Below are 19,151 nucleotides of genomic sequence, written 5' to 3'. Positions count from 1 at the left end.
ATGCGAAAGAGTTGCAAGCGGACTGAACGGGCGGAGTAGGCCAATTGCCACGCATTTCTAAGACGGGTTTTGCGGTTGTGCCGCTGGCGATGCTGGTCGCATTGGCAGCCTGCGACGATCCGCCACCGGGACTGGAGACGCCCGAGCGGACCGAGGCGCTGGAACGCTGCGACGTGAAGCTGGCCGCGCTGGCCAATGGAGAGAAGCAGCTGAAGCGCCTGTGCGATTGCACCACGGGGCGGCTGGCACAGCAGGGTTTTACCCTGTCCGACCTTGACGGCGAACACCGCGATCGCGCGATGGAACAGGTGCGATGGTGCATGACGCAAACCGGTGCCGCGCCGCTGAAAACGCCGGGCGCGATCGAAGCGCCCGATGCCGGAGGCGAAACGCTTGAAGCTGCGGATGAAGCGATAGAGGCTGAAGTGGAGGCAAAAGCGGCCGAGCCGCAAACAGCGCCCGCCAAGTAGGCCTTAGCCTTCGAGCAGCGCCAGATCGACATTGCCGCGCCCGCGGCTCTTGATGCCGATTTCCTTGGCGGCGGCTTCGGACAAGTCAATCACGCGATTGCCGTGATAGGGGCCGCGATCGTTGATGCGGACCACTACCGACTTGCCGGTACGGTTTGACGTAACGCGCACAAGGCTGCCGAAGGGCAGGGTGCGGTGCGCGGCCGTCAGTTCCGTCGGGTCGAAAGTCTCGCCGCTGGCCGTCCGGCGCCCTGCGAATTTGGGGCCGTACCAGCTGGCTTCGCCGGTGCCGAGCAATTCGGCAATCTCGGGCTCTGCGGCTTCGGTTTCGGCCAATTCAGGAACCGTACCGGCGGACCCTGCGTTATCAATGGCAGTCGCCGGAACAGCGGTGAGGGCGAGTTCGGCCTCCAGCGCGGCGGCCATCGGGTCCTCGGTGCCTGCGCGGGCGACGGATACCGGCATTGCCGCCATGGTGACGATGCCGAATAGGGCGATGGCGCGCATCGGGCGCAGCCGCATGTTGACTTGCGTCTTCATGGGGCCGGACAATAGCAGCAAAAACTTCCAATTGGTTTCGGTTTGCCGCCTTTCGGCCACATTTGAACCGGCATTTTTGCGTTAACGCGCGCATTCGGCGCATTTATGCGCCGCATATGGCGCGGCGAATCAGCCTGTTTTGTCGCTGTTGTGGATGCTGTCGGGCGAACCGGACCAAAGCAAATGGGGCCGGTATCGCTACCGGCCCCACTCTCACCGGCCCGTGGCTTCCAACTCGTGCTGGCACGATTGGAAGGCTTGGCGCCCGGCGGTTTCGGCATTGACCGTAAGGCCATCGCCTCTGTCGCACGGCGCTCGCGCCGGCATCCGGTCTGTTTCCGCCTTGCCGTTCGATCGCCATGGGCAAAGCCCGTCGGGATCGGTTTGCAAGCGCATCCGCATACCGAGGCCATGTCTCCTGCTGCCGCTTCATCCGCATCATCGACCCGAAGGCCGCGTGATTTGTCCGCGATTGCCGGTTTTCTGGCCATCCATCGCCCATCGACTTTGTGCGATCCGGTCGGGCATTTCGAATGCTTCACAAGGAAGCCTTCAAAGGGGTGCCGTTTCCGTCTTGCCGGTCTTTGACCGATGCATCGTACGTTTCGGTAAATCGTCCCGTTTCAGTGCCTTGCGGCATGATCCGGAAAGCAACCTTCCCGTTCGACAATTGAAGAATGCGCCGCATGCATGAGTCGCGCAATTAACTTATCCACAGAAAAGCAGTTTTGCAGTGGACAAGAGTGGAAAAGCCACTATGAGTGCCCGGTTTCGTCCGGTGCCCGGCGCGCGGCGTGGCGGAAATCCGCCATTTTTACCGCCACGCAGCCGGTGGATAAAATTCTCCGGTCTCAGCCGCCCTGCTTGGCCAGCAGCTTCAGACGCAATGCGTTCAGATGGATGAAGCCTGCCGCATCCTTCTGGTCATAGGCGCCGGCATCATCCTCGAACGTGACATGCTTTTCGGAATAGAGGCTCATCGGGCTCTTGCGGCCCACCAGATGCACGCCGCCTTTATACAGCTTCAGCCGCACCGTGCCGGTGACTTTCTGCTGCGACAGGTCGATCGCGGCCTGCAACATCTCGCGCTCTGGCGCGAACCAGAAGCCGTTATAGATCAGCTCGGCATATTTCGGCATCAGCTCATCCTTCAGATGGGCTGCGCCGCGATCTAGCGTGATCTGTTCGATCCCGCGATGGGCAGCGGCATAGATCGTGCCGCCGGGCGTTTCATACATGCCGCGCGACTTCATGCCGACGAAGCGGTTTTCCACCAGATCGAGCCGGCCGATGCCATGCTTGCGGCCCAGATCGTTGAGGGCAGCCAACAGCGTGGCAGGGCTCATCGCCGTGCCGTTCAGCGATATGCCGTCGCCCTTTTCAAAGCCGATTTCGACATATTCGGGCGTATCGGGCGCATCCTCGGGATTGACCGTGCGCGAATACACGTAATCGGGCGTTTCTTCCCACGGGTCTTCCAGCACTTTGCCTTCCGACGAAGTGTGGAGGAGGTTCGCGTCGACCGAGAACGGGCTTTCGCCGCGCTTGTCCTTGGGCACGGGAATCTGGTGCGCCTCGGCCCACTGGATCAGCGCGGTGCGGCTGTTCAGATCCCATTCGCGCCACGGGGCGATCACGCGGATGTCGGGGTCGAGCGCATAGGCCGACAGTTCGAAACGGACCTGGTCGTTACCCTTGCCGGTTGCGCCATGGGCGATCGCGTCGGCGCCGGTTTCATGCGCGATTTCGATCAGCCGCTTGGAAATCAGCGGGCGCGCGATGCTGGTGCCCAGCAGATAATCGCCTTCGTATCGGGCATTGGCGCGCATCATCGGAAAGACGAAATCGCGCACGAATTCCTCGCGCAGATCGTCGATATAGATATTTTCGTCGGGCAGGCCCATCAGCTTGGCCTTGGCCCGCGCGGGTTCCAGTTCCTCGCCCTGACCCAGATCGGCGGTAAAGGTCACCACCTCGCAATTATAGGTCACTTGCAGCCATTTCAGGATGACGGATGTGTCGAGACCGCCCGAATAGGCAAGGACGACCTTTTTGATGTTCGATGTGTCGGTCATGGCTGCATGGCTTTCTGAACAGGATGCATATGCGGTTCCGGCGCGAATGCGCGTCGCAGCGCGCCCCTAAAACAGAGCGGATAAGGGGGCAAGGGGAAGCGGCGCTGTTTCAGGCCGTCGAAAGCGCCTTTTCGGGCGTGGGCGCGTTTTCCCCGGCCATGATCATCCGCTCGGCCTCTGCCATATAGTCGCGGTGCAGCGGCAGGGCGCGGCGGTTGCGGACATACTGGATCTGGAAATTGCACATGCCGCCGCTTTCGAACGCGGCGGTCGCGCCCGACAGATAGAATGTCCACATGCGGAAGAACTTCTCGTCATACATGGCGACGATCTGGTCCTTGTGCGCAAGGCAGCGCTGATACCATTCGCGCAATGTCAGCGCGTAATGAAGGCGCAATGTCTCTACATCGGAAGCGATCAGGCGCACCTTCTCGCTCGCGGCGACGGTTTCGGACAGGGCGGGTATGTAACCGCCCGGGAAGATATATTTGCGCGTAAAGGCATCGGTCGTGCCGGGTTTGCCCATGCGACCGATGGTGTGGATCAGCGCGACGCCATCCTCTTTCATCAGCCGGGCGCAGCAGCGGAAATAGGTTTCGAATTGCGGTTGTCCGACATGTTCGAACATGCCGACCGATACGATCCGGTCGAATTGCGCCCCTTCGGCCGCGAGATCGCGGTAATCGACCAGCCGGAAGGTTACGCGGTCGGCCACGCCCGCCGCCTGTGCCCGTTCGCGGGCGAGGGCCAGCTGCTCCTCGCTCAGCGTGATGCCCAGCACCTTTACATCGGCATGACGGGCCAGAAAAATCGCCATGCCGCCCCAGCCGCAGCCGATGTCCAGCACCGATTGCCCCGGTTTCAGGTCCAGCTTGGCAGCGATATGCGCCAGCTTTTCGGTCTGCGCTTCCTCCAGCGTCATCCCCTCGCGCGGCCAATAGGCACAGCTGTATTGCATATGGGGCGCATCCAGCATCAGGCGGTAGAGGTCGTTCCCGATGTCGTAATGATGGGCGACATTGGCCTTGGAACTTGTTGCCTTGTTGAACTGGGTGGCAAGGAATTTCAGCCGGTCGGCCATGCGGCGGCGGAAACGGGGCGGTGAAATGCGCTGGCCCGCGTCCCAATGGTTATTGCCCTGCAACAGCTCGACCATTTCCATGATGCCGCCGCCATCCTCGACGATCAGCCGGCCATCCATGAATGCCTCTGCCGCACCAAGGCGCATGTCCATGACGATATCGCGGGGGACGCTTCTGTCGGTAAAGCGGATCGAAACTTCGGGCATGACCCCGTCGGGCGTGCCGAAGGAACTGGTCGATCCGTCGGCATAGGCAATGCGCAGTCGCCCGCGCTTCACCGCTTTGGCCAGCATGGTTTCAAGAAGACGCTTGGCGCCGATCATGGGCGGTTTCTCCAGATGAAACTATATGCGCGTGGAGCGTTGCCGTTCAGATTATGGCCTGATTGCGCGGGATCAAGGATTGATTGCCCGTTTTTGACAGGCCGCTTCAGGCACCTGTTGCCGCGCGCGCCATGAACAACACGTCGCGGGGCTGATCCAACAGATGCTGTCCGGAATCGACGCATATCGTCTCTCCGCTCGCCAGATGGCCCCGCGCCAGAAACACCGCCGCATCGGCCAGCTCTTCGGGGCGGGTCAGCCTTTGCAACAGGTTCATGCGCCCGCTGGTCTGATGCTCGTCAGCCTGCTGGTCATGGCTGGGCAGCATCGCACCGGGCGCGAGGCCATAGATGCGGTCGGCACTGCCCCGATGTTCCATCGCCAGCATGCGCGTCGCCATACCCAGCGCGGCCTTTGACATGGAATAGGAGAAGAAATCAGGATTGGCGTTCCACAATTTCTGGTCGAGCACATTGATCACGCGCTTGCCTTGCGCGGCATTCGCGCGGGCCAGAAAGCGCTGCGCCAGCAGGACAGGACCTGCCGCATTGGTATGCATGGCGCGCGCGAAAATGGCGGGATCAATGGCGCGTGCATCGTCATATTCGAACAGCGAGGCGCTGTTCACCATGGCGCGCCAGTCGGGCAATCGGGCCACCAGATCGTCGGCCATGGCGGCGATCGCTTGTGCATCGGACAGATCGGCCTGAACCGTTTCGGCAGAGGGCAGGGCATCGCAAAGCGCCTGAGCCGCATCGGCCGAGCTGCGATAATGGATCACGACGTGCCAGCCAGCATCGGCAAAACGCTGTGCCATGGTCGCGCCCAGTCGTTTGGCGGCACCGGTGATCAAAACGGCTGGCTTGGTCATGTCCGTCAACTAGCCATGGTTGGCTGGCAATGAAAAGGGCCGGAAAGGCAGATGCTTTCCGGCCCCGTTCCTGTCGGTTCGACTATAGCAAGGTATCTTAGCGGCAGCGTGCGTTGCCGCGATCGATCTCGCGCCCGATCAGCGCGCCCGCAGCCGCGCCCAGCACGGTGCCGGTGGTGCGGTCGCGTCCGCCATCGATTTCGCGGCCCAGCAATGCGCCGCCGGCCGCACCGATGATCAGACCGGTGGTGCCATCGTCCCGCTTACAGCGATAGCGGCCATCGTCGCCGCGCCAGTAACGGTCGCCCGAACGCATGCGGCGCGGTTCGTAGTGGTGGCGGTCCTTGGCGCGCTTGCCATAGGCAGGGGCCCATGGCGGTGGATCGGCAGCGGCGGGGGCTGCCGGAATGGCCACGGCGGCGGCAAGCACGGTTCCGATCAGTGCCATTTTCATTGTTACGTCCCTTTCCTAAACAGATGCCGCCACGAGGACGGCTTTGCATGCAGATTGCTTCAGGAAAGCCAAACCTTTGATGAACGATCCTGTCAGCCAGTGTTGTCTCGGGTGAATGGTGTCCAGCGGGCGATGAAATGAGGTTAACCCGTTGAATACCAAACCGGATCGAACACCGACTGCGAAGCAGGAAAGGGGAGGGGGCCGGTTTACAGCGCCGCGATCTGTTCTTTCGCGGCGGCTATGGCATTCGAACGCCCGTCGGGCCTGCCGACGCCTTCGGCGCGAATCACGGTAACATCGGTGATGCCGATAAAGCCGAAGAATGCGGTCAGCAGGCTTTCCTGATAATCGATGGGGCTGTCATCACCATAAGTGCCGCCACGACCCGATGCGACAATCACCTTGCGCCCGCCGGCCAGCCCTTCGGGACCGGATGCGGAATAGCGGAAAGTCACGCGCGGCACGCCCAGCCGGTCGATCCATGCCTTCAGGGAAGAGGGGATCGTGAAGTTATACATCGGTGCGCCGACCACGACGATATCGGCCGACAGAAACTCTTCGAGTATGGCCCTTTCCGCGGGGGCAGCGGCCCTCATGTCGTCGGTCCACTGGTCTTCGCCCAGTCGAATGGCGCCAGTCGTGACAGGATTCAAATGAGCGAGCGGTTCGGTGCCAAGATCGCGGGTCACGATCTCGGCATCGGGATATTGTGTTTTAAGCTTTTCGACGATCAGATCGGTGACTTCACGCGTTACGGATTCGGCACCGTTCGTGCTTGAATCGACTCGTAGAATTTTCATGTGACAACTCCGGTATCAAACGATAACCACCGGTATATGGAGACGACCGACGGCATCGTGCAAGAAGGCACACTATCGTCCGCAGGGCACACCGATGTGACTGTTGCAGGCCAATTCGCGCATTCGGCAGCAGCATGCCCCGCCTTTACCGAAGTATTGTCGCGTGTCGGTGACAAATGGTCGATGCAAGTCGTTATGCAACTGGGCGGCGGATCGATGCGGTTCAACCAGCTGCGGCGCGAGATCGACGGCATATCGCAGCGTATGCTGACCCGCACGCTGCGCGGGCTGGAGCGCGATGGCCTTGTCAGCCGCAAGGTAACGCCCAGCGTTCCGCCGCGGGTGGATTATACGCTGACCGCGCTGGGCGAATCGCTGCGCGGGCCGGTCAGCCGGCTGGGCGAATGGGCATTCCGGAACAAGCAGGCCGTGGCCGATGCGCGCAGCACATATGACCTGCGCGAAGAAAACGATTAGTCCAGCGCCGCCTGTTTCTCCGCCGCGATCCGGTCAAGCTCGGCGCGGCTTTTCTTTTCCGCGGCCGTTTTCAGCTGGCCGCAAGCCGCGTCGATGTCGCGCCCGCGCGGGGTGCGAACGGGGGCGCTGATACCGGCTTCGAACACGATATTCGAAAAGCTGCGGATGCGTTCGGGCGTCGAGCATTCATAGGGTGCGCCGGGCCAAGGGTTGAACGGGATCAGGTTCACCTTCGCCGGCAGCCTGTATTTCTTGATCAGGCGAACAAGCTCGCGCGCGTCGTCGTCGCTGTCGTTCTTGTCCTTCAACATCACATATTCGAATGTGATGCGCCGCGCATTCGACGCGCCGGGATAGTCGGCGCAGGCCTGCAGCAGTTCCTCGATCCCGTATTTCTTGTTGATGGGCACGATCTCGTCGCGCACATCCTTGGTCACGGCATGGAGCGAGACGGCAAGATTCACGCCGATCTCCGCGCCGCAGCGGTCCATCATCGGCACCACGCCGCTGGTCGACAATGTGATGCGCCGCTTGGACAGGGCCAGCCCTTCGCCGTCCATCACAATGCCCAGCGCGTCGCGGACATTGTCGAAATTATACAGCGGTTCGCCCATCCCCATCATCACGATATTGGTAAGGAGGCGCCCGTCCGCGGTATATTCCGCTTCCGTCTCCTCGTCGGCCATGTCCATCCGCCCCTTGGGCCATTCGCCCAGTGCATCGCGGGCCAGCATGACCTGTCCGACGATTTCCCCGGGGGTCAGATTGCGGACAAGGCGCATCGTGCCGGTGTGACAGAACCGGCAATTCAGCGTGCAGCCGACCTGGCTCGACACGCAGAGCGTGCCGCGATCCGCGTCGGGAATGAACACCATCTCGTAATCATGGTTGTCGGCGGTGCGCAGCAGCCATTTGCGCGTGCCGTCGCTCGAATGCTGGGCCTCGACCACTTCGGGGCGGGCGATGACGAAACGCTCGGCCAGCCACGGGCGCATGGTCTTGGCGATGTCGGTCATCGCATCGAATTCCGAAATGCCGCGGTGATAGATCCAGTGATAGACCTGCTTGGCGCGCAGCTTTGCCTGTTTCTTGTCCAGACCTGCTTCCTCGAACAGGCCCGCAATCTGCTTCTTGGGCAGGCCAAGCAAATCGATGCGGCCATCCTCCCGCTCGGTAATCGGGCGCGGGACGGGCACGGGATCGATGTGGCCCGGAATGGGCATATTGGCTGGCACTGCTGTCATGATGCGCCGCCATATAAGCGGAAGCGCCCCGTTGCGCCAGTCCCGCCGGAAAGCGAGCGCTTCAGGCGCTGCGCAACCATCCGGTGACGGACAGGCGCGGGCCGCCCGCGAAGGGGGTGACGAAACTCACCGAATGGCATTGCGGCACTCGAAGCAGGTGTAGCGTGTTGAACCGCGGGACATAGCCGGTGGTGATATCGCCATCGTCGTCGTGGAATTGCAGCAACCCGCCCCATTCCGGTCGCCAACGCGGCGACAGGTTCAGCACATAGGCGGCGATGCGGCTTCGCCCCTCGATCTCGTCATGATGGCGCGTCAGGAAATGACCGGGCTGATAGCGTGTGGCCTGTCCGTCGACCAGGGTGATGCGATCGTCGCCTGTCAGCCTGCGAAACAGGTCCAGACCGGCATCCGAATTGAACAGGTCGAGAAGCCGGTCCAGCACATTGCCGCGCACGGCGCGCTCCGCCGGGTCTTCGGATACGCGGGAGACATCGCAATAGCGCTGGAACTGTTCGCGCGCACCTTCATAGATCGCGGCGTTCAGCTGGGCACCCTTGGGTGTATTCTCCAGCTCCGCGATTGAATCGGGCCCCAGATCCCACGTGCGCTCTCCCTGATTGAACGCCCGCCACCATTCGGCTCCGGTCATCATGAAATGGACCAGCATCGCGGCGTGCCCTTCTTCCAGAACACCCTCGGCACGGGCATGGCCGGTCGCGGCGTAAACGCCGGCCACCCGGGCGATCTCTTCCTCCGGCAAGGCGATGCCGGGCTGGTCTTGCGTTATCGCGTTCATGGCCCACGCCCCTAGATCATCTTGCGTCATATATAAAGAACGCGCGCGAAGCATGAATTCCGGAAAAGTTCCGCATCTTATTGTATCGCAAGGTGTTTGTCGCAAATCCTGCACATTCTGGCGACCTGAAGTGTATAATATGCGGCAAGTCACATTGTTGTCTTATGTTCATGAAACGCAAGATTGTGTCCAGGCATTTCCCCGGTCCATGCCCCGCGAAAGGGGCAATGAGGGAAATGATTGGAGTACTTATGAAAAAGCTGATTTCCATGGCCGCCGCCGGTACCGCTGCCGCCATCGTCGCCATGCCAGCCGCTGCGCAGTCGGGCGATTACGATTTCTCGGGCCCGCGCGTCGAGGCGATCATCGGCTATGATATTTCGAATGCCGGTTCGGATTCCGACAATGACCTGAACGACATGGACGACGAAAGCATCGACGGCCTGCTCTATGGTGTCGGCCTTGGCTATGACGTCGATATGGGCGGCGTCGTGCTGGGTCTCGAAGGTGAATACACCGATTCCACCGCCAAGACCGAATATAGCGACGGCGGCGATTTCGAAGGCTTTGGCCTTGGCCGCGTCGATACGGGCCGCGACCTCTATATCGGTGCGCGCGTCGGTGCGAAGGTTGCGCCCGATGTGCTTGCCTATGTGAAGGGCGGTTACACCAATGCGCGTTACAACGTGCTGGCCCGCGACGGTGAAACCGAGCTGAAGGATAATATCGACACCGACGGCTTTCGTCTGGGTGCCGGTGTCGAATATGCGATGAGCGAGAACACCTTCGCGAAATTCGAATATCGCTACTCGAACTATGGCGAGGCCGAGTTCGATTACGGCAACGATATCGAAAGCGACCGTTTCGACATCGATACCGACCGTCACCAGATCGTCGGTTCGGTCGGCATGCGCTTCTAAGCGTTAGTCTCTGACACGAAAGGGGCGGGGCCGGTCAACACCGGTTCCGCCCTTTTCCGTTTTCGCAAGCCAATGGCTCAGCGGGCGCAAGCGACTATGGCGGCATCCATCGCGGTGGGCGCACCGGTCAGATTATAGATGTCCCGGAAATAGCGCGATCTCTGGTCGCGGGCGAAAACGGTCATGCTGTCCGCCTCTCGCAAGGCGGCGATAATCGCCTTGCTGCCGCCGCGCTCGGTGTCGCGGCTTGTGGCCGTCGCGCCTTCGCCCGACAGTCGAAAACGCCGGTTGCCGATCTGCAGCGTGACCGCGCTGCCCGTGCGGACCACCCGTGACAGGCGTAATTGAAGCGCAGGGGCATCGGGCGAAAGCGAGACAGACGCGAAAGGGTTCAGTTCGCGCGCGGCGGTTGATGGCTCGGCCTCGGCAATGGCATAGCAGCGCTTGCCATCCTGAAACGCGCCCCAGCCTGCATGCACCGAAATCGCCCGCGGAGCCGCCATGGCGGGCACGGCAAGGCCCATCAGCGCCAGCAGGGCAAGGCGCCTAATCATAGGCGATCCCTATGACTTCCCACTCCTTGTCCCCCGCAGGAAGGCGCACGGTGCGCAAATCGCCCGTCGCCGCGCCGCACAAGGCACGGGCCAGCGGGCTGCCCCAGCCGATCCGGTGCGCGCCCGCATCGGCTTCGTCATCGCCGACGATGGTCACAATGCGATGCTCGTCATTCTCGTCCGCGATGGTCACGGTCGCACCGAAATAGACGCGCCCCTTGTCGGGCTGTTCTGCCGGATTGACGACGCGCGCCGCCTTCATCCGGCGGGCGAGGCGGGCTAGTTCGCGATCGATCTCGCGCAATTTCTTGCGGCCATAGATATAATCGCCGTTCTCGCTGCGGTCGCCGTTTCCGGCCGCCCAGCTGATGATCTCGACAATTTCGGGCCGGTCCTTGCCCAGCAGCGTATCATATCGCGCGCGCATGGCCGCGAACCCTTGCGGGGTGATGGGATTGCCGGTCGGTTTCATCGGATTTGCCCTAGCGTGGGCCGGATGATCCTGTCACCCGGCCCGGCGCTGTTTTCGATGGGATAAAGATCAGCTTCCCGGTTGCTTGCGCATGTAATAGCTGAGCGGATAGGCCCCGCTGTTATTGCCCGCATCGGGATAGAGCGCGTCGTAATAGGCCGCGTTTTCCAGCACGCGGGCGACATAGCGGCGCGTTTCGCTGAACGGAATAGCCTCGATCCATTCGATCCAGCCGATTTCGCCCCGACGCGGATCGCCATTGGCGCGCAGCCATTTGCCGACATTGCCGGGGCCCGCATTATAGGCCGCGATGGCCAGCGGATAGGAACCGCCAAACACATCCATCATTCGCGCGAAATAGCCCGAACCGAGGCGGATGTTATATTGCGGATCGCTGATGAGAGAGCCGGAATTATAGCTCAGATACATCTTGCCGGCCTGTTCCTGCGCGGTGCCGGGCATCAGCTGCATCAGCCCGCGCGCGCCCGCATGGCTGACGGCATCGGTGGCGAACTGGCTTTCCTGACGGGAGATCGCGTGCACCATCGTCCAGTCGCCCGCGCCCGTCGGCACGTCGACACGCGGAAACGCATAGGGCGAGAATGCATAGACCTGCTTGGTCGAAGCCTCGCGTCCTGCGATTACGGCAAGGTCGCGGCGGCCGGTTTCGCGCGCCAGCTCGGCGATCAGCGCATATTCTTCTGCCGTCTCCGCCTGTCGGCCCAGCTCCTTGAAAAAGGCGACGCCGGTGCGCCAGTCGCCCGCACGGCCGACTTCGCGCGAAGCCTGCACCAGCGGGCGGCGGTTGAATTCGGCGCGCGCCTCGGCACTGGGGGTGGCAAGGCGGCCTGCCGGTACCGCCAGCGGACGGCCCAGTTTTTCCAGCGCCATCTGGCCATAGAACTGGTCGGGATAGGCCGCGGCCTTTTCGAATTCGGCGCGACTGAAATCGCCCATGCCTGCCTTTTGCGCGGCAAGTCCGGCGAAATAGAATCCCTTGGTGCGGGCAGGGGCAGTCATCTGCGATGCGCCGTAAATGGCGAACATGCGCGCCGCGCTGCCATTGTCGCCGCGCCGCATCGCAGCCTCGCCGACCGTGTAGAACAGCTTTTCATATTCGTCGCGGATCGGGCCCGACAGTTTCGAAACATCGGTGCCTGCCGGAAAGGCCGAATCCGCGCGCTGTGCGATGCGGACAGCTGTGCCGATATCGCCGCTTTCGACCGCGAAGCCCGCCTGATAACGCATTTCGCGCACGAATTGCAGCGGATCGGTCGGAATACCGTTCAGGGCAGGAGAATTGACGATAAAGCTGCGCGCCGCCGCCTGCTGGCCCGAACTGCGCAACTGGCGTGCGCGGTTATAGATCCAGCCCGGATCGCCCGCCGCGCTGGCCGGAACCTGCAGCCCCAGTGCCGAAGGATCGCTCCCTTGCGCCGCAGCCAGCCGTGCCATCATCAACCCGCGTTCGGAGCCGGTGATATAGCGCATCTGCCGCGCCGCGGCCTCACCCTCGTTCTGCCACAGCAGTTCGTCCACGCGGGCCAGATGGTCGGCCGTGGTGAACGCGCCGCCGAACATGGCCGAAAGCGAAGCCTCTGCCGTGGGCGACATCGCGCCAGCGCGCCATGCGCGGCGGGCCGCGTCGATCGCCTGCGGGCGGCCCAGCGACCGCAGTGCCAAGGCATATTGCGCCTGTCCCTGCGCGGTCAGCGGGGGATGGCTGTCGAAAAAGGACACCAGCCGCGCGGCATCCACATATTCGCTGGCCAGCCGCCCCTCGGCCTTTTCCTGCAGCGATTCCTGATTGGGAAGGCCGGGATATTGCGCGATAAAGCCCGAAACCTCGGCAAAGCTGGGGTTCGACTGGTTCTGCAATTGCTGCCAGCGCGACACGGCATAGGCCATCGGGCCGGGACGAACCGCCATCTGGCGCTGACGCGCCCTTTCCCAGTCCCCCGGCTGCCATTGAACGTCGCTGAAATGATCCTGCGTTGCCGATGCGGTGCCCGCCGCCGCATCGTCTGCCAACGCGGGCGAAGCAGTCAGCGCCAGTACGGCCAAAGGCGCAACGCCGGTACGAAGTCCGGTAAAAAGGCGAGAAAGACGTTTTGTGTCCATGCTGGACATAGTAGGGGGTCCCTCCTTATCAGCGAATGAACGGCGGGTTCGCGCAGGTGATCCCGCAGGATCGCGGCAAGCCCCGCCAACAAGATACTGTATTCAGGAGCGATTCCAACAATGTTCTCGGGTTCGATTCCGGCACTGGTCACCCCCTTTAACGACGGCGCGGTTGACGAAGCCGCTTTCCGCCGATTGATCGACTGGCAGATTGAGAGCGGTTCGTCCGCGCTGGTCCCATGCGGCACCACGGGCGAGGCCTCTACTCTCTCTGTCGACGAGCACCACCGCGTGGTCCAGATTTGCGTGGAACAGGCGGCGGGCCGTGTGCCGGTTATAGCCGGTTGCGGGTCGAACGATACCGCAACCGCACTTATGCACATGGAGCATGCGGCTCGATACGGCGCGGATGCGGCACTGGTCGTCGCGCCTTATTACAACCGGCCAAGTCAGGCCGGCCTGATCGCCCATTTTTCGCATCTGGCGACCCATTCGGACCTGCCAATCGTGCTATATAACGTGCCGGGCCGGACGGTCACCGATATCGAACCGGAAACGGTGTGCGAACTGGTGAACCTGTTCCCCGAAAAGATCATCGGCATCAAGGATGCGAGCGGCGACCTGTCGCGCGTGGTCGATCACCGCATGGGCATCGGCCGCGATTTCTGCCAGTTGTCGGGCGACGACGAATTGTCGCTGCCTGCCAATGCGGCGGGGGCTGCGGGCTGTATTTCGGTGACGGCCAATGTCGCGCCGGGACTGTGCGCCGAATTCCAGAAAGCCTGCGCCAGCAATGATTTTGCGCTCGCCCGCAAGATCAACGACCGGCTCTATCCGCTGCATTACGCCATGTTCGAGGATTCCTCGCCGGCACCGGTCAAATATGCGCTGTCGCGGGTGCATGACTGGATGAACGGTTCGGTCCGCCTGCCGCTGACCGCTTGCAGCGAACCCGCGCGGCAGGCTGTGGTCGCGGCGCTGGTGCATGCCGGATTGCTGGAAACGGCCTGACCGCAGGCTCCTTTCCTTTTGTTTTCCGCTGCCGCCCCTTTTGCAGGGCGGTGGCAGCGCCTAGATTGATATTATGGCCCGCCCCAAACCCTCTGCTTTCGACAAGGTGAAGACCGTCGCCGACAATCGTCGCGCGCGGTTCGACTATTTTATCGAAGATACTTTCGAAGCGGGGATCTCGCTGACGGGGACCGAGGTGAAATCGCTGCGTTTCGGCGAAGGCTCGATCAAGGAAGCCTATGCCGAGGTGCGCGACGGCGAGGCATGGCTGGTCAATGCCAATATACCCGAATTCAGCCACGGCAACCGTTTCAACCACGAGCCAAAGCGCCCGCGCAAGCTGCTGCTCCACCACCGCGAAATCGAAAAGCTGGTCGGTGCGGTAGAGCGCAAGGGCATGACGCTGATTCCCATGTCGGTCTATTTCAACGGCAAGGGACGGGCAAAGGTCGAACTGGCGCTGGCCAAGGGCAAGCAGACCCACGACAAGCGCGCGACGATCAAGGACCGCGACTGGCAGCGCGACAAGGCGCGCCTGATGCGGGAAAACGGCTAGCGGCAGACGCTTTGGTCTGACTGCCCGTCGGTTGGACCGGAAATTTCGGGCTTACGTCGAAAATCGGCGGTCCCGTTCATATCTTGTGTATCGGCATCGGCTATGGCGAACGATGCCGGGAATCGCTCTGGCCATACGGGCGCAGAGCGGCTGGTTGATAAAGGTTCTAAAGGTCCCGTCAGTGCTGAATCGCATGATCCGCTGGACACGCACGCACATGCCCACGCGTGAGGGGCTGGCCAATAACCGCTGGCTGGCGCCGATTGCGCATCGCTTTCTGTCGCCCGAATTGTGGCGCTTTACGCGCCGGTCGGTGCCGCGCGGTGTGGCACTGGGCCTGTTCGCGGGTTTCGTGGTGCCGCTGGGCCAGATTTTCCTTGCCGCATTCCTTGCCCTGCCGACCCGCGCCAATGTGCCGGTGGCGACGCTGGTTACTTTCGTCACCAACCCGTTCACCTTCCCGTTCTGGGCCGTGGCGGCGAACCGGCTGGGCAGTTTCATCCTGAAGATCGATGCTACCACCGCACAGTCGGCGATGCAGGAAATAGAAGGCGGCAGGCTGGACTGGCTGCGCGAATTGTTCCAGCTTGCGGGGGTGACGGTATTCGGTTTTCTGGTGCTTGCGGTCGTGTCGGCAGGGGTGGGTTATCTCGTGTCGTCATGGGGTTGGCGCTGGTGGATCGGGCGCAAAAGGTTTCGCACCATGCGCCGCCGTCGCGAAGTCGCGGCGATGGGATCTGAAAGCTGAGCAGCAATAGCGTAACCGGCCCGCGCGGGCTTTCGACATGGCCTGACTGGCTGCCGGTCGCGGCGGCCCTGGTGATCAGCGCCGTCATTATTCAGCTGCTGTCGGGCATCTGGCTGCTGACCGCGGCCTATGCGGGCGGCGCGGTCATCTTTGCGCTGGCGCTGCGGACGCTGGCCGCGCGCAATGCGGTGCCCGAACAGCAAAGCCTTGCGCCGCCCGACTGGTCTGTCACCGTTTCTGCGATAGAGCGGGATAATCTGGCCACCGTCATTACCGACGGGGCGGGCCGCGTGGTGTGCGCCAACACGCGCTATGGCGAATGGTTCGGTTTCGACAGCGCGCCGCCCGATCTGGAACTGGACGAGGATTCGACCGACCGCCTGCGCGAAGGCGCACGTGAAGCGTGGCGCACGGGCACGATCCGCGTCGAATCGCTGGTCGGCACCAGCGGGCGCTGGCACGCGGTCATCCGGCGGGCGGGGCGCGGGCAGGACTATCTGGTCTGGGAACTATCGCCGGTCGAAATGGTCGACCTTGGCGCGCGGGTCGTGCGTCTGCTGGCAGACAAGCTGGGCAATGCCTTGTCGCGCGCGGGGATTCAGGCCGCCGCCGTCAATGCCGATGGCGAGATACTGGGCGCGAACGCCGATTTCCTGCGCCGCGCAACGGGCGACAGCGAAAGCGAGCTGGCGGGGCGCGAATTCGTCGAATTCCTGACCGCCGACGAATATGACCGCATCTTCTATGCCCGCGAGGGGACGAGCGGAGAGGATTTGCGTCTGCTGCATATTCCGATCGCCGATCCCGATCTGCCGCCCGACGAGACCGCGCCTTCGCTGTTCCTGATCCTCGACGGCGGTATCCGCGCCAGCGATTCGGCCGCCTTGCCCGAGATCGAGGCATTGCTGGCCCTGCTGCCGCTGGGACTTGCCATGACCGACCGCGACGGACGCTTCCTGTTCGCGAACAAGGCGTTCCGCCGCGCCGCGGGGCTGGAGGAACAGGGCGAAATTCCGCCGTTCCCCAGCGATCTGGTGGTGCGCGAGGACAAGGGCGCCTTTGCCGATTCGATCCGCCGCCATGCATCGGGCGCATCCACCTCGGGCGCCATGCCGGTGCGTCTGGATGCAAGCCCGGACGAGCCGGTGACGCTCAGCCTTGCGGGCGTGCGCGGGCTGGGCGATGCGGCGGTGCTGCTCAGCCTGAAGGACACGACCGAGGAAACGCGGCTGAAGCGGCAGGTCGCGCAGGCGACCAAGATGCAGGCGGTGGGCCAGCTGGCGGGCGGCGTGGCGCATGATTTCAACAATGTGCTGACCGCGATCATCGGCTACTGCGATCTGATGCTGCTGCGCCATGCGCCGGGCGACAGCGATTACGACGACATCCAGCAGATCAAGGCGAATTCCAACCGCGCCGCATCGCTGACCCGGCAATTGCTGGCCTTTTCCCGCCAGCAGACATTGCGCCCGCAAACGCTGCAATTGCCCGACGTGGTGAGCGAGGTTTCGAATCTCCTCAAGCGGCTGATCGGTGAGAAGATCGAGCTGCGCGTCGATCATGACCGTGCGCTGGGCGCGGTGCGCGCCGATCCGCAGCAACTGGAGCAGGTGATCGTCAATCTGGCCGTCAACGCGCGCGACGCGATGATGTCGAAGGGCGATTTCGAAGGCGGTGTCCTGACGATCTCGACCCGCAAGATCGGGCCGCGCGATATTCGTGGTATGAAGAACGACGTTCTGCCTTCGGGCAATTATACCGCTCTGGTGGTGGAGGATACGGGCACAGGCATACCCGCCGATGCCCTGGGCAAGATTTTCGAACCGTTCTATACGACCAAGGAAATGGGCAAGGGGACGGGGCTTGGCCTTTCCACCGTCTATGGCATCGTCAAGCAATCGGGCGGCTATATCTTCGCCGAAAGCGAGCCGGGCGAGGGCGCGCGCTTTACCGTCTATCTTCCCGTACATGTTCCCGCGGCAGGGACGGAACCTGCCCGCAAACAGCCCGAGGCAGAGCCGCGCGCCGTATTCGGCGGCACGGGCCGCATCCTGCTGGTGGAGGACGAGGATACCGTCCGCGCCGTGGCCGAACGGGCGCTGGTGCGACAGGGCTATACGGTGACCACCGCCAATGATGGCGAGGAAGGCCTGCAGATCGTGCAGAACGGCGGCGAATTCGATCTGGTGATTTCAGATGTCGTGATGCCCACGATGGACGGCCCCGCCATGGCGCGCGAGATTCGCAAGCTGAAGCCCGACCTGCCGGTCCTGTTCATGTCCGGCTATGCCGAGGAGCAATTGCGCCGCCAGATCGATTTCGCCGGCATGCATTTCCTGCCCAAGCCTTTTTCCGTCGCGCAGATAGGAAAGAAAACTGGGGCTATCTTGGGTGAACGGGCGGCTGGCGCGAAACCGGCGGAAAACGGCGGATAGGCCCTGTAGGAAATTTCTTTGTTCCCCCCTTGTTCTAGTGGAACATATGCGATACATAGCTGTCCATGCAGTTGACCTTTGGGGGCAACTAACTAGGCAGCAGGGGGCCGTGAAATGGCAGCAAATCTGAAACTCGTGAACGGGGAATCCGACGTGGATCGTCAAAAGGCGCTGGACGCCGCACTCGCCCAGATCGACCGGGCATTCGGCAAGGGCTCGGCCATGAAGCTGGGCAGTCGCGAAGCGATGAATGTAGAGGCGATCTCGACCGGGTCGCTGGGTCTGGACATTGCGCTGGGCATCGGCGGCCTGCCCAAGGGCCGCATTATCGAGATTTACGGTCCCGAAAGCTCGGGCAAGACCACGCTGGCGCTGCATGCCATCGCAGAAGCGCAAAAGGCGGGCGGCACGGCGGCCTTCGTGGATGCCGAGCATGCGCTCGACCCTGTCTATGCCAAAAAGCTGGGCGTGGACATTGACGAGCTGATCGTTTCGCAGCCCGACACGGGTGAGCAGGCGCTGGAAATCACCGATACGCTGGTGCGGTCGAACGCCATCGACGTGCTGGTGGTCGATTCGGTCGCTGCGCTGGTGCCCCGCGCGGAGATCGAGGGCGAGATGGGCGACAGCCATGTCGGCCTGCAGGCCCGCTTGATGAGCCAGGCGCTGCGCAAGCTGACCGGTTCGATCAACCGTTCCAAGTGCATGGTGATCTTCATCAACCAGGTCCGCATGAAGATCGGCGTAATGTACGGCAACCCCGAGACGACGACGGGCGGCAACGCGCTGAAATTCTATGCCTCGGTCCGCCTCGACATTCGCCGCACCGGCCAGATCAAGGACCGCGACGATATCGTCGGCAACGCCACTCGCGTGAAAGTGGTGAAGAACAAGGTCGCGCCGCCGTTCAAGCAGGTCGAGTTCGACATCATGTATGGCGAAGGCATTTCCAAGGTTGGCGAGATACTCGACCTAGGGGTCAAGGCAGGTCTGGTCGAGAAGTCGGGCGCATGGTTCAGCTATGACAGCGTGCGGATCGGGCAGGGGCGCGAGAATGCGAAGACCTTCCTGAAGGAGAACCCCGAACTGCGCGAAAAGCTGGAGGCGGCGATTCGCGGCAAAACCGATCAGGTGGCCGAGGAAATGATGACCAATCCCGGCAATGACGACAGCGGCGACGAATGACCGGCCACTGC

At 62.4% G+C, this 19,151-nt stretch carries 19 protein-coding genes; 8 read left to right on the top strand and 11 right to left on the bottom strand.

What is annotated here, in order from left to right; genetic code table 11:
* Positions 1-44: 44 nt before the first annotated feature.
* A complete protein-coding gene (locus LOZ77_RS06560) occupies positions 45-470 on the top strand; it encodes a hypothetical protein (protein ID WP_230281374.1) in 426 nt (141 codons plus the stop codon).
* Positions 471-473: 3 nt separating this feature from the next.
* On the opposite strand, the gene LOZ77_RS06555 is transcribed toward LOZ77_RS06560, so the two are convergent.
* The 6 genes from LOZ77_RS06555 to LOZ77_RS06530 all read right to left on the bottom strand — a co-directional run bounded on the left by LOZ77_RS06555 (position 474) and on the right by LOZ77_RS06530 (position 6,618).
* On the bottom strand, positions 474-1,010 hold the full coding sequence (locus LOZ77_RS06555; RefSeq protein WP_230281373.1) for a septal ring lytic transglycosylase RlpA family protein: 537 nt from the start codon (positions 1,008-1,010) through the stop codon (positions 474-476).
* An 851-nt stretch (positions 1,011-1,861) separates the two neighbouring features.
* Positions 1,862-3,085 (bottom strand): argininosuccinate synthase, encoded by a 1,224-nt coding sequence (locus tag LOZ77_RS06550; RefSeq protein ID WP_230281372.1) that lies wholly within the window; start codon positions 3,083-3,085, stop codon positions 1,862-1,864.
* 109 nt (positions 3,086-3,194) lie between these two features.
* On the bottom strand, positions 3,195-4,490 hold the full coding sequence (locus tag LOZ77_RS06545) for a cyclopropane-fatty-acyl-phospholipid synthase family protein (RefSeq protein WP_230281371.1): 1,296 nt from the start codon (positions 4,488-4,490) through the stop codon (positions 3,195-3,197).
* Positions 4,491-4,596: 106 nt separating this feature from the next.
* Positions 4,597-5,361 carry an SDR family oxidoreductase gene (locus tag LOZ77_RS06540; protein ID WP_230281370.1) on the bottom strand — a complete coding sequence of 255 codons (765 nt, stop codon included), beginning with the start codon at positions 5,359-5,361 and terminating at the stop codon, positions 4,597-4,599.
* A 97-nt stretch (positions 5,362-5,458) separates the two neighbouring features.
* Entirely contained in the window at positions 5,459-5,815 is a 357-nt protein-coding gene (locus LOZ77_RS06535) for a glycine zipper 2TM domain-containing protein (RefSeq protein ID WP_230281369.1), read from the bottom strand.
* Positions 5,816-6,024: 209 nt separating this feature from the next.
* Positions 6,025-6,618, bottom strand: coding sequence for an FMN-dependent NADH-azoreductase (locus LOZ77_RS06530; protein ID WP_230281368.1), 594 nt, complete (start codon positions 6,616-6,618; stop codon positions 6,025-6,027).
* Between the two features lie 36 nt (positions 6,619-6,654).
* On the opposite strand from LOZ77_RS06530, the gene LOZ77_RS06525 reads away from it, so the two are divergent.
* A complete protein-coding gene (locus LOZ77_RS06525) occupies positions 6,655-7,095 on the top strand; it encodes a helix-turn-helix domain-containing protein (protein ID WP_230281367.1) in 441 nt (146 codons plus the stop codon).
* On the opposite strand, the gene rlmN is transcribed toward LOZ77_RS06525, so the two are convergent.
* Both rlmN and LOZ77_RS06515 read right to left on the bottom strand, forming a co-directional pair.
* Positions 7,092-8,339 (bottom strand): 23S rRNA (adenine(2503)-C(2))-methyltransferase RlmN, encoded by a 1,248-nt coding sequence (gene rlmN / locus LOZ77_RS06520; RefSeq protein WP_230281366.1) that lies wholly within the window; start codon positions 8,337-8,339, stop codon positions 7,092-7,094. The genes LOZ77_RS06525 and rlmN overlap by 4 nt on opposite strands.
* 61 nt (positions 8,340-8,400) lie before the next feature.
* Positions 8,401-9,138: a 2OG-Fe(II) oxygenase family protein gene (locus LOZ77_RS06515; protein ID WP_230281365.1), complete on the bottom strand. Its 738-nt coding sequence runs from the start codon at positions 9,136-9,138 to the stop codon at positions 8,401-8,403.
* Between the two features lie 236 nt (positions 9,139-9,374).
* On the opposite strand from LOZ77_RS06515, the gene LOZ77_RS06510 reads away from it, so the two are divergent.
* Entirely contained in the window at positions 9,375-10,058 is a 684-nt protein-coding gene (locus tag LOZ77_RS06510; RefSeq protein ID WP_370638053.1) for an outer membrane protein, read from the top strand.
* A 77-nt stretch (positions 10,059-10,135) separates the two neighbouring features.
* On the opposite strand, the gene LOZ77_RS06505 is transcribed toward LOZ77_RS06510, so the two are convergent.
* The 3 genes from LOZ77_RS06505 to LOZ77_RS06495 all read right to left on the bottom strand — a co-directional run bounded on the left by LOZ77_RS06505 (position 10,136) and on the right by LOZ77_RS06495 (position 13,205).
* A complete protein-coding gene (locus tag LOZ77_RS06505; protein ID WP_230281364.1) occupies positions 10,136-10,612 on the bottom strand; it encodes a hypothetical protein in 477 nt (158 codons plus the stop codon).
* Positions 10,605-11,084: a GreA/GreB family elongation factor gene (locus LOZ77_RS06500; protein ID WP_230281363.1), complete on the bottom strand. Its 480-nt coding sequence runs from the start codon at positions 11,082-11,084 to the stop codon at positions 10,605-10,607. The genes LOZ77_RS06505 and LOZ77_RS06500 overlap by 8 nt, the downstream gene beginning before the upstream one ends.
* A 69-nt stretch (positions 11,085-11,153) precedes the next feature.
* Positions 11,154-13,205, bottom strand: coding sequence for a lytic transglycosylase domain-containing protein (locus tag LOZ77_RS06495; RefSeq protein WP_230281362.1), 2,052 nt, complete (start codon positions 13,203-13,205; stop codon positions 11,154-11,156).
* Between the two features lie 120 nt (positions 13,206-13,325).
* On the opposite strand from LOZ77_RS06495, the gene dapA reads away from it, so the two are divergent.
* The 5 genes from dapA (at position 13,326) to recA (ending at position 19,140) form a co-directional block, all read left to right on the top strand.
* Entirely contained in the window at positions 13,326-14,216 is an 891-nt protein-coding gene (gene dapA / locus LOZ77_RS06490; RefSeq protein WP_230281361.1) for a 4-hydroxy-tetrahydrodipicolinate synthase, read from the top strand.
* Positions 14,217-14,289: 73 nt separating this feature from the next.
* The gene (gene smpB / locus LOZ77_RS06485; protein ID WP_230281360.1) at positions 14,290-14,772 is read left to right on the top strand and encodes an SsrA-binding protein SmpB; all 483 of its coding nucleotides are present in this window, start codon (positions 14,290-14,292) and stop codon (positions 14,770-14,772) included.
* A gap of 193 nt (positions 14,773-14,965) precedes the next feature.
* Positions 14,966-15,520, top strand: coding sequence for a DUF2062 domain-containing protein (locus LOZ77_RS06480; protein WP_230281359.1), 555 nt, complete (start codon positions 14,966-14,968; stop codon positions 15,518-15,520).
* Positions 15,521-15,591: 71 nt separating this feature from the next.
* Positions 15,592-17,955 (top strand): response regulator, encoded by a 2,364-nt coding sequence (locus LOZ77_RS06475; protein WP_370638052.1) that lies wholly within the window; start codon positions 15,592-15,594, stop codon positions 17,953-17,955.
* A gap of 114 nt (positions 17,956-18,069) precedes the next feature.
* Positions 18,070-19,140 (top strand): recombinase RecA, encoded by a 1,071-nt coding sequence (gene recA, locus LOZ77_RS06470; RefSeq protein WP_230281358.1) that lies wholly within the window; start codon positions 18,070-18,072, stop codon positions 19,138-19,140.
* Positions 19,141-19,151 lie beyond the last annotated feature (11 nt).

Source organism: Croceicoccus sp. Ery15, from assembly GCF_020985305.1.
Lineage (GTDB): Bacteria > Pseudomonadota > Alphaproteobacteria > Sphingomonadales > Sphingomonadaceae > Croceicoccus.
This window is presented reverse-complemented; position numbering and strand designations above follow the sequence as displayed.

Coding starts and splice junctions, on each gene's coding strand:
- LOZ77_RS06480 (WP_230281359.1), top strand. CDS start 14,966: ATGATCCGCTGGACACGCACGCACATGCCCACGCGTGAGGGGCTGGCC.
- LOZ77_RS06550 (WP_230281372.1), bottom strand. CDS start 3,085: ATGACCGACACATCGAACATCAAAAAGGTCGTCCTTGCCTATTCGGGC.
- dapA (WP_230281361.1), top strand. CDS start 13,326: ATGTTCTCGGGTTCGATTCCGGCACTGGTCACCCCCTTTAACGACGGC.
- LOZ77_RS06505 (WP_230281364.1), bottom strand. CDS start 10,612: ATGATTAGGCGCCTTGCCCTGCTGGCGCTGATGGGCCTTGCCGTGCCC.
- recA (WP_230281358.1), top strand. CDS start 18,070: ATGGCAGCAAATCTGAAACTCGTGAACGGGGAATCCGACGTGGATCGT.
- LOZ77_RS06555 (WP_230281373.1), bottom strand. CDS start 1,010: ATGAAGACGCAAGTCAACATGCGGCTGCGCCCGATGCGCGCCATCGCC.
- smpB (WP_230281360.1), top strand. CDS start 14,290: ATGGCCCGCCCCAAACCCTCTGCTTTCGACAAGGTGAAGACCGTCGCC.
- LOZ77_RS06525 (WP_230281367.1), top strand. CDS start 6,655: ATGGAGACGACCGACGGCATCGTGCAAGAAGGCACACTATCGTCCGCA.
- LOZ77_RS06540 (WP_230281370.1), bottom strand. CDS start 5,361: ATGACCAAGCCAGCCGTTTTGATCACCGGTGCCGCCAAACGACTGGGC.
- LOZ77_RS06535 (WP_230281369.1), bottom strand. CDS start 5,815: ATGAAAATGGCACTGATCGGAACCGTGCTTGCCGCCGCCGTGGCCATT.
- LOZ77_RS06495 (WP_230281362.1), bottom strand. CDS start 13,205: ATGGACACAAAACGTCTTTCTCGCCTTTTTACCGGACTTCGTACCGGC.
- LOZ77_RS06515 (WP_230281365.1), bottom strand. CDS start 9,138: ATGAACGCGATAACGCAAGACCAGCCCGGCATCGCCTTGCCGGAGGAA.
- LOZ77_RS06545 (WP_230281371.1), bottom strand. CDS start 4,490: ATGATCGGCGCCAAGCGTCTTCTTGAAACCATGCTGGCCAAAGCGGTG.
- LOZ77_RS06500 (WP_230281363.1), bottom strand. CDS start 11,084: ATGAAACCGACCGGCAATCCCATCACCCCGCAAGGGTTCGCGGCCATG.
- rlmN (WP_230281366.1), bottom strand. CDS start 8,339: ATGACAGCAGTGCCAGCCAATATGCCCATTCCGGGCCACATCGATCCC.
- LOZ77_RS06530 (WP_230281368.1), bottom strand. CDS start 6,618: ATGAAAATTCTACGAGTCGATTCAAGCACGAACGGTGCCGAATCCGTA.
- LOZ77_RS06510 (WP_370638053.1), top strand. CDS start 9,375: ATGATTGGAGTACTTATGAAAAAGCTGATTTCCATGGCCGCCGCCGGT.